Annotated in this window: 8 protein-coding genes and 1 pseudogene; 6 read left to right on the forward strand and 3 right to left on the reverse strand. The window is 70.5% G+C overall.

All coding sequences use genetic code 11. The annotated features are described in order from the left end of the window. The 3 genes from VF794_RS11810 to VF794_RS11820 all read left to right on the forward strand — a co-directional run. Positions 1-589: sigma-70 family RNA polymerase sigma factor (locus VF794_RS11810; protein WP_331109775.1), on the forward strand; the 589-nt coding region annotated here is incomplete at its 5' end. Continuing rightward, on the forward strand, positions 586-1,137 hold the full coding sequence (locus VF794_RS11815) for an anti-sigma factor family protein (RefSeq protein WP_331109777.1): 552 nt from the start codon (positions 586-588) through the stop codon (positions 1,135-1,137). The genes VF794_RS11810 and VF794_RS11815, both read left to right, overlap by 4 nt. After that, complete coding sequence (locus VF794_RS11820; protein WP_331109779.1) at positions 1,137-1,679, forward strand: hypothetical protein; 543 nt, start codon at positions 1,137-1,139, stop codon at positions 1,677-1,679. The genes VF794_RS11815 and VF794_RS11820 overlap by 1 nt, the downstream gene beginning before the upstream one ends. 4 nt (positions 1,680-1,683) lie before the next feature. Here VF794_RS11820 and VF794_RS11825 read toward each other — a convergent pair whose 3' ends face one another. After that, complete coding sequence (locus tag VF794_RS11825; protein WP_331109781.1) at positions 1,684-2,655, reverse strand: 3-oxoacyl-[acyl-carrier-protein] synthase III C-terminal domain-containing protein; 972 nt, start codon at positions 2,653-2,655, stop codon at positions 1,684-1,686. Positions 2,656-2,772: 117 nt separating this feature from the next. On the opposite strand from VF794_RS11825, the gene VF794_RS11830 reads away from it, so the two are divergent. Further along, positions 2,773-3,411, forward strand: a complete 639-nt coding sequence (locus VF794_RS11830) for an SGNH/GDSL hydrolase family protein (protein ID WP_331109783.1) — start codon at positions 2,773-2,775, stop codon at positions 3,409-3,411. A gap of 256 nt (positions 3,412-3,667) precedes the next feature. Here the strand turns inward: VF794_RS11830 and VF794_RS11835 are convergent, their stop codons facing one another. Together VF794_RS11835 and VF794_RS11840 are read right to left on the reverse strand one after the other, a co-directional pair. Further along, a complete protein-coding gene (locus VF794_RS11835; protein ID WP_331109784.1) occupies positions 3,668-4,480 on the reverse strand; it encodes an alpha/beta hydrolase in 813 nt (270 codons plus the stop codon). A gap of 168 nt (positions 4,481-4,648) precedes the next feature. Beyond that, the gene (locus VF794_RS11840) at positions 4,649-5,566 is read right to left on the reverse strand and encodes a hypothetical protein (RefSeq protein ID WP_331109786.1); all 918 of its coding nucleotides are present in this window, start codon (positions 5,564-5,566) and stop codon (positions 4,649-4,651) included. A gap of 232 nt (positions 5,567-5,798) precedes the next feature. Between VF794_RS11840 and VF794_RS11845 the strand changes: the two genes are divergently transcribed. Both VF794_RS11845 and VF794_RS11850 read left to right on the forward strand, forming a co-directional pair. After that, positions 5,799-7,205: a pyridoxal phosphate-dependent decarboxylase family protein gene (locus VF794_RS11845; RefSeq protein ID WP_331109788.1), complete on the forward strand. Its 1,407-nt coding sequence runs from the start codon at positions 5,799-5,801 to the stop codon at positions 7,203-7,205. A 12-nt stretch (positions 7,206-7,217) separates the two neighbouring features. After that, positions 7,218-7,766, forward strand: a pseudogene (locus tag VF794_RS11850) (DUF5953 family protein); the annotation flags it as partial. Positions 7,767-8,009: the final 243 nt, after the last annotated feature.

The raw sequence follows: 8,009 nt of genomic DNA on the forward strand, positions 1-8,009 counted from the left end.
CTCGGAAGCCACTACCGAGCCGAGTGACGAGGCGCTCTGCCGCGCCTTCCTGGCCGGTGACGAGGCGGCCTTCGGCACGCTGGTGGAGCGACACCGGGCCCTCGTCTTCTCCCTCATGCGCCGCTACACGTCCCGGCCCGAGGATGCCGCGGACCTCGCCCAGCAGGCGTTCCTGCGAGCCCTGGAGGCCTCGCACCGGGTCTTCTCCCGCTGGAGCTTCTCGGGCCCCACCCCCTTCCGCGCCTGGCTGGTCCGCATCGCGCTGAACCTGGCGAAGAACCATGCCCGCCAGGGGATGCGCTGGCGCCGGGTGGAGCGGGTGGAGGCATCGGAGCCCGAGGCCCCGGACGAGTCCGCGCACGAGGCGTTGGAGCGCGCCGAGCGGGAGCGGCGGGTGCGTGCGGCGGTGCTCGCCCTGCCCCGCCGCCAGCGCGAGGTGCTGACGCTCCGGGTGGACGCGGGCCTGGGCTTCCGCGACATCGCCGAGACGCTCGGCATCACCGAGACGAACGCGAAGGTGAACTTCCATCACGCCGTGAAGCGCCTGCGGGCGCAGGTGGCGGACACGCCCGAGGAGGGCCCCCGATGACCGCTTGCCGAGACCAGGACGAGCTGCTCACCCTTCATGCCGCGGGGGCGCTGGAGCCCGCGGAGGAGACACGGCTGCGTGCGCACCTGGAGTCCTGCGCGGCATGCCGGGACGAATTGGAGGCCCAGCGCGAAGTGTTCGGGCTGGCCGCCCTGCCACCGCCGTCCGTGCGAGAGCAGGCCGTGCTGGCGGTGCTGCCTCGGACGACGCTGGGCACCTGGCGCCGGACCCAGGTCCAGCAGGCGGCACGGATGCGGACCGCCGGAGCCCTGCTGGCGGTGGCCGCCGTGGTGCTGCTCGTGCTGGGGCCGGTGGTGTCGCGCCGCATGGACCCACGAGGGGCCACCCAGGTGGAACCGCTCGCGAGCCCCTCCGACCCGGCCGAGGACACGACGTCCGCGCTGGAGCAATGGGCGCTGGCGGATCCACTGGCCGACGAGCTCGAGCTGGCCGAGCCGGATTCCGCGCTGACCGAGGACGGCACCGAGGTGCCGGACTCCGAGCTGGAAGAGTACCTGACGAATCCCAACCCTGGAGATGCCCTGTGATGAAGCCCTTTCGGATGGCGATGCTGGCCCTCACCCTGCTGCCCCTCGTGACGTTCGCCGCGCCGCCGGACGACGGTGACGAGGCCGAGCGCGCGGAGAAGCGCACGCGGATGCTGCGGGTGGTGGGGCTCGCCGAGGAGCTGGAACTCAACGAGACCCAGGCCCTGAAGATGGCGGAGACGATGCGCCAGTTCGACGAGCGCCGGCGTCCGCTGATGGAGCAGGTGCGCGAGTCCGCGCAGGTCATCCGCAAGGCGGCGGGCGGAGACGCGTCCGTGCAGTCGCAGGTGGATCAGGCGGTGCAGAAGGTGTTCGACGCCCGGGCGCAGCTGGCCACGTTGGATCGCGAGATGTACCAGACGCTCTCGAAGGACCTGCCTCCCCAGAAGCGGGCTCGGCTCGCCATCTTCATGGCCCGTCACGACGGGAAGATGGTGAAGCTGCTGCGGAAGGCCGATCGCGAGGAGCGGCAGGAGCAGCGGCAGCAGCGCAGGCAGGAGCGCCTGCGGCGACTGCAGGAGCGCGGCGCCGGCCAGCAGTAGCGCCCTACACGCGCACCAGCAGGGCGAGCTGGTGCGCACCAATGCCGAGGCCAAGGAGGACGAGGTACTTCGTGCGTACCTCGCGGTGGTAGCGGGCCAGGGTGACGGGAAGCGAGGCCATCGCCATGTTCCCGGAGTCCTCCAGGGTGTTCAGGTACTCGCGGGGGCGGATCTTCTCGTTCCAGTGGTCGAGCAGCTTGCGCGTGGCCTGGTGGGACATGAGGGTGATGTCGTCCCCGGTGAGCCCGTGCTTGCGCAGCAGCCGCTCGACGAGCCTCGGCGGCCCGTCCATGCCGGTGTGCAGGAAGGCCTCCACGCCTCGGGAGGGCTCCAGCCCGTACACGGGCTGGTCGAAGCCCGCCTCGGGACGGGGGCGCATGGTCATGGCCCCGTACTCGTCACTGAAGGTGTCGGCGGCGTAGTCCACCAGGGCGAGGCGCTCCCCGGGCCCGAGCACCGCCGCGCCGGCCCCGTCCCCGATGCCGAAGGCGTGACCCTGCGAGTAGTCCATGTTGCGCGTCAACCCGGCGCCCACCGCCACGAGCGCCCGCTCCGAGTGCCCGGCGAGCATCGCCTCCCAGGCCAGCACGGCGCCCATGAGGAAGTTGGCGAAGTCCGTCTGCACCGGCACCACCAGCGCGTGCGAGCCCAGGCCCACCTCCCGGTGCACCTGGTACAGCTCGTTGGGGGAGATGAACTCGGACACGAAGACGGAGCCGTAGAGCCGATCCACCTGCTCCGGCCGCACGCCCGCGTCCTCCAGGGCGGCGCGCCCCGCCTTCGCGGTGAGGGAGGCCAACGACTCACCCGGCCCCAGGCACCGGTGCTCGCGGTTGCCATAGAAGAGCGAGGCCTCGGACACGCCCCGTGCCCGGGCCGCCTCGCGGATGCGGTCGAAGAGGGGATCCTCATGGGTGCGCACCCGCTCCGGGAGCGCCGCGCCAAAGCCCAGGAAGGCAATCGAGGGACGGGTCATCTTCTCCTCAATGCAGCACATCCAGGTGGCCATGCCCAGCCTTCGGACCCCCGCCCACCAGACGGGCGGGCATTCGCCGCTGCGAACCCGGCTCCAGGTCGCTATGCCAGTACGCTCATGAGCGCACTCTCCCTGAAATACGTGGCCCTGGGCGACTCCTCCGCCGTCGGAGTGGGCGCGCGCCACGGTGGCTACGTGGAACACCTCTTCCAGCGGCTGCGCCGCACCCGAGCCGGCGTGGGCCTGCTCAACGTGGCCGTGAGCGGCGCCACCAGTGGCACCGTCCTCTCCGGCCAGCTCTCGCGCGCCGTCCGGGCCAGCCCCCATGTGGTGACGCTGGCCGTGGGAATCAACGACCTGTGGCGTGGTGTGGAGCCCCACCAGTTCGAGTCCAACCTCGAGCAGATCGCCCAGGGCCTCGTGGCCACGGGTGCCCCGGTGGTGCTGGCCAACCTGCCGGACATGTCACTCGCGCCCGTGGCGCGGCTGGCGACGCACTTCCTCCCCATCGAGCTGATCGCCGCGCGCATCAGCGCCTTCAACGCCGCGGTGGCGCGCGTGGTGGCCCGGCATGGCCTGCTCGGCGTGGACCTCCACGGCCCCAGCCGCGAGGAGCTGCCGCGCAGCCCCGACTACTTCTCGGGCGATGGCTTCCACCCCTCGGACGTGGGCTACATGCGCATGGCGGAGCACTTCTGGCCCACCCTGCTCCAGGCCGTGGATCGCGGCGCCAGCTCCGTACGGGCCACCGGCTGACCTCCCCTCCGGGGATGGCGCCCTGGGAGACAGCCGAGTCCCCCTGGCTGCTCCAACGCAGCGGCAGCACCGCGACCGAGCGCGCCCCCTCCGCCAACAGGAAGCGCGAGGCCCCCGGCACCCGAGCGTAGTCGCGGTGGTAGAGGCAGCGGCCTTGCGCGAGCGCCTGGGCGAAGAGCCGGGGCGAGGCCAGCGACGCCGGCAGCACGGAGTCGGGCAGGGCCACGAGCGTCTCGTGCGGCGAACAACCGAAAGCTCATGCCGCGGCGGCGAGATAGGAGTCGATGGCCCGGTTCACCTCCACGGGCGCGCTCAAGTGCGGCAGGTGCCCGCGAGCATTGATGGTCGTCATCTTCGCCAGGGGGATGCGCCTGGCCATGTAGTCGCTCACCTGGTTCGGGACGGCGAGGTCCTCCCCCGCGTGGATGATGAGCGTGGGCACCTTCACGCGCGGCAGATCCCCCCGGTGGTCGTACTGGAAGACGAGCCGGGCGAAGGCCAGGGCGATGTCCGGCCGCATGGAGGACAGGCTGCGGGCGAACTCCTGGCCCAGCTCGGGCCGCTCGGGGTTGCCCATGGCCAGCGGCGCGAAGCCACTCGCCCAGGCGTAGTAGTTGGACGACATGGCCTCGAAGAAGGTGTCGAGCTCCGCCCGGGAGAAGCCGCCCACGTAGCCCGAGTCCGGATCATCGAGGACGCGGGGCGTCGACTTGACGAAGACGAGCTGCCGGAAGCGCCGGGGCTCCACCAGCGCCGCCAGGGCCCCCACCATTCCACTGAAGGAGTGGCCCACGAAGGTGACGTCGGTGAGCTTCAGCTCCTCGCACAGCTCCAGCAGGTCCTCCGCGTAGGCGTGCACGCCGCGGTAGCGGTGCGGGCTGAAGGCGTTGAAGTCGGACCCGCCACAGCCCACGTGGTCGAAGAGGACGATGCGGTAGCGCTTCTGGAACTCCGCCACCTGGTGGCGCCAGGCGCTCTGCTCGGAGCCGAAGCCGTGCGCGAAGATGAGCGTCTGCCGACCGCTGCCGAGTACCTGGACGTTGTTGCGTTTCTTGATGGCCTGACCCATGTCGCCCTCGCTCGGTTGGAGCCTTCAGGCGTCGATGATTTCAGCCATCCGCACGCCTCATCTGTCACAAATGACAGGAGAAGCGCGATTTGCGGAGTGCTTGACTTCCGTTCAGGGTCTGTATGTTTTGTATCCGACGCGACCTTGTACCAGGGCCCAATCCCCGGCCTAGAACGCGACGGGGATGTCGAGCTGGACGATGGAGTACTTCAGCTTCGACATCGGGGCATCGAGCGCGAAGGCGTAGGCCAGCCCCGGGCGCAGGGTGGGGCCGTCCTTCAGCTTGATGTGGAACCGGGGGCCGACGGCCACGGTGAGGTTGTCGCGCAGCTCGGGCGAGGTGACGCTGGCGGGAGTGGAGAGCCAGCGCTGGTAGCGCACCTCGCCGCCGAGCGACATCACCGGCAGCACGAAGTACCCGAGGTGCAGACCCGAGGTGAAGTTCGTCCTCGAGCGATCCGGCTGCACGGCCTCGCCCCGGACGCGGGTGAGCTGGAGGACGGTGGCCTCCACCTGGGCGGTGAAGCCGCTGGCGGTGTAGGAGAGGCCCACGCCAGGGAACACGGTGAAGTCGTTCACCGCGAACATGGCGTTGTCCATGGCGGAGCGGGCCATGACGCCCGAGCGCGTGGCGGCGGCCACCGCGGCGTCCGGCTCGTTGCCTCCGGACATGCCCACCGGGAGGGTGAGGCCCAGGAAGAGGGCCAGCCGCAGCGAGTCGTTGAGCGCGAGCGCGTAGGTGCCGCCCAGGGCCGGATTCACGAAGGAGGACGCGGACGGGCCCGAGGCCGGGTCGTTGTGCACCGCCCCCAGGCGGACGAAGGGAGCGAACTGGGGCGTCACCTTATAGGAGGCCAGCAGCATGGAGGCCACGGTGACGCCCTGGCCACCCTCCACGGGCTGGCTCAGCGCCAGGGCCGTGTCGGAGCGCACGACATTGATCGCCGCCGTGGGACGAAGCTGCCACGGCAGTGAGTAGGGCGCGGGCGTGGCCGCCTGGGAGGCCACGGGCGCGAATAGCGTCACCGCGGCGAGCGAGGCCGCCTTCACGCGGCCGGAGGTGGAACGAAGGAGCTGGGAAAGCATGGGTTGTCTCACGGGCCTCGCTGGGGATTTCAATTCCCGGGCCAAGGCCCCCCACCCGGAAACAGTGTTTCCGGGCTGCAGGATTTGCGTGACGGGGGGCCGGCGCGGTGAAAGTTGCGCGCGAGCGCTACGGTGCCCCTACCGGGCGCACCTGGAAGTCGTCGAACCACACCTGCCCTGGAGGTGCAGCACCTCAAGGCCGCCTGCTCGCATCTGGTAATACAAACACCGCATGAATCCGCTCGAGCTGTCCCCCTCCGACTTCCGGCGCCTCGCCGACCGACTCTCCGCCCTGGCCGAGCAATGGCTCACGGAGCTGGATGCGCGAGCCATCGCCCCCGCGACCACGGGCACGGCCACCGAGGCCCTCTTCGCCGAGGGGCTGCCCGAGCAGGGCCTGAAGGATGCCGCCCTCGACGCGCTGGGCCCGGTGCTGGCCGGGACGCGGGCCGGCAATGCGCGCTTCCTCGGCTATGTGTTGGGTTCCGGGGAGCCAGTGGGGGCGCTCGGGGACTACCTGGCGGGCGTGCTCAACCAGAACGTCACCGCGTGGCGCTCGGCGCCAGCGGCGGTGAGCATGGAGCGCGCGGTGGTGCGGGGGCTGGCCGCCGCGGTGGGCTGCACGGACTTCACCGGGAGCCTCACGGGTGGGGGCTCGATGGCCAACCTCATGGGGCTGACGATGGCGCGCGAGGCGAAGGCCCCGGCCAACGATCAGGGCTCGCCCTCGGGGGTGGTGTACGCCTCCACCGAGGTCCACATGTCCATTCCCAAGGCCCTGGCCCTGATTGGCCTGGGACGGAGGAGCCTGCGCCTCGTCCCCACGGACGCGGAGTGGCGGATGCGCCCCGAGGCGCTCGAAGCGGCCATCTCCGAGGATCTCGCGGCCGGCAGGCGCCCGCTGGCCATCGTGGCCACCGCGGGCACCGTCAACACCGGCGCGGTGGATCCGTTGAAGGACGTGGCGGCCATCGCCCGGCGGCACGGCCTGTGGATGCATGTGGACGGAGCCTTCGGGGCCCTGGCCGCCATGGCCGTCCCCGAGCGCTTCGAAGGCCTCGGGCTGGCGGATTCGCTATCGATGGACGCGCACAAGTGGCTCTACCAGCCGGTGGACTGCGGGGTGCTGCTCTACCGAGACGCCACCGCCGCGCGCCGGGCCTTCTCCTTCTCCGGTGACTACGTGCGCACGATGAGCACGGACTCGGTGGAGGGCTTCGCCTTCTTCGACGAGTCGCTCGAGCTCTCCCGCCGCTTCCGCGCCCTCAAGCCGTGGCTCTCCGTGCGCTACCACGGGCTCGGGGCCTTCCGGGAGGCCATCCGCGAGGATCTGGAGAACGCGCAGCGGCTGGCCACCCTCGTGCGCGAGGAGCCGAGACTGGAATTGCTCGCGCCCGTGCCGCTGAGCGCGGTGTGCTTCCGCTACGTCGCGGGCCTCCCCGAGCAGGAGCGCAATGCCTTCAACACGCGGCTGCTGGCCCGCATCAACGCGCGTGGCCGGGTCTACCTGTCCAACGCCACGTTGTCGGGGCGCTTCGCCCTGCGCGCCTGCTTCGTGAACCACCGCACCACGCCGGAGGACGTGCGCACGGTGGTGGCGGAGGTGCTCGCCGCCGCGGAGGAACTCCGGGCCTCATAGTCATACTCCAGCACCCGGAAACCCAGGCTCGCCAACCTCCAGAGAGCGGCGGCTCTTCCCTGGAGGGACGGGGGGCGGTGCGTCGTCCAGGAGGCTTCCCAATCCTGGCTCGTGCTGGTGGATCGGTGCTTTCAGGCCCTCGACCATGACCGGATCGAGTTTCACGACCTCACGGGAAGATGCGCGGTTGCCTCAGCGGGTGCGGCGGCCGTGGGAATTGGGCTCTGTGTCCTGGCGGCACCGGAGAGCGTCGTGGGAGCGGTGATCATCACGGGCGTTGTAGTGGTGGGCTTCGCCATCAAAGAGGCCCTGGATGCGCATGAACTGAAGCATCGCCTGGGATGGCTGAACTATTGGTCTGCCGCTGCCGCACGAGCCATCGGGTTCCCGGACCCCTCGCGCGACGCGGACCTGCGCTCACGGGCGCGGCGCACGGCAACGGACGGGCGGGTTGTCCCGCTCACCGACGCGCCGCTCGACCTGGACAATCCCGCCCACTTGGACGCGCTGAAGCGGGCCTACGAGCGCTTCCCGGAGATTGGCGGGCGCTCCACCCTTTGAGGCTCGGTGCAACAGTCCTCCCCTCCTTCCGTTATTGGAGGCGGCGGGATTCGAACCCGCCGCTCTGAGCCTCCGGCAAGAGCGACCCTATTCGGGCGCACGCGGTTGCCCATCACCGGCTCGAATCTTCCGACACCTTCCCCGGACACCGTCCCGGGAGCCACTTCGTTCACCCAACCCGGGCTCGAAGGGGGAGACGGCTACAGAGCAAAATGGCCAGGAGGCAGCAACTCGCGCCAGCCA

It is taken from the genome of Archangium sp. (genome assembly GCF_036389735.1).
Classification (GTDB): domain Bacteria; phylum Myxococcota; class Myxococcia; order Myxococcales; family Myxococcaceae; genus Archangium.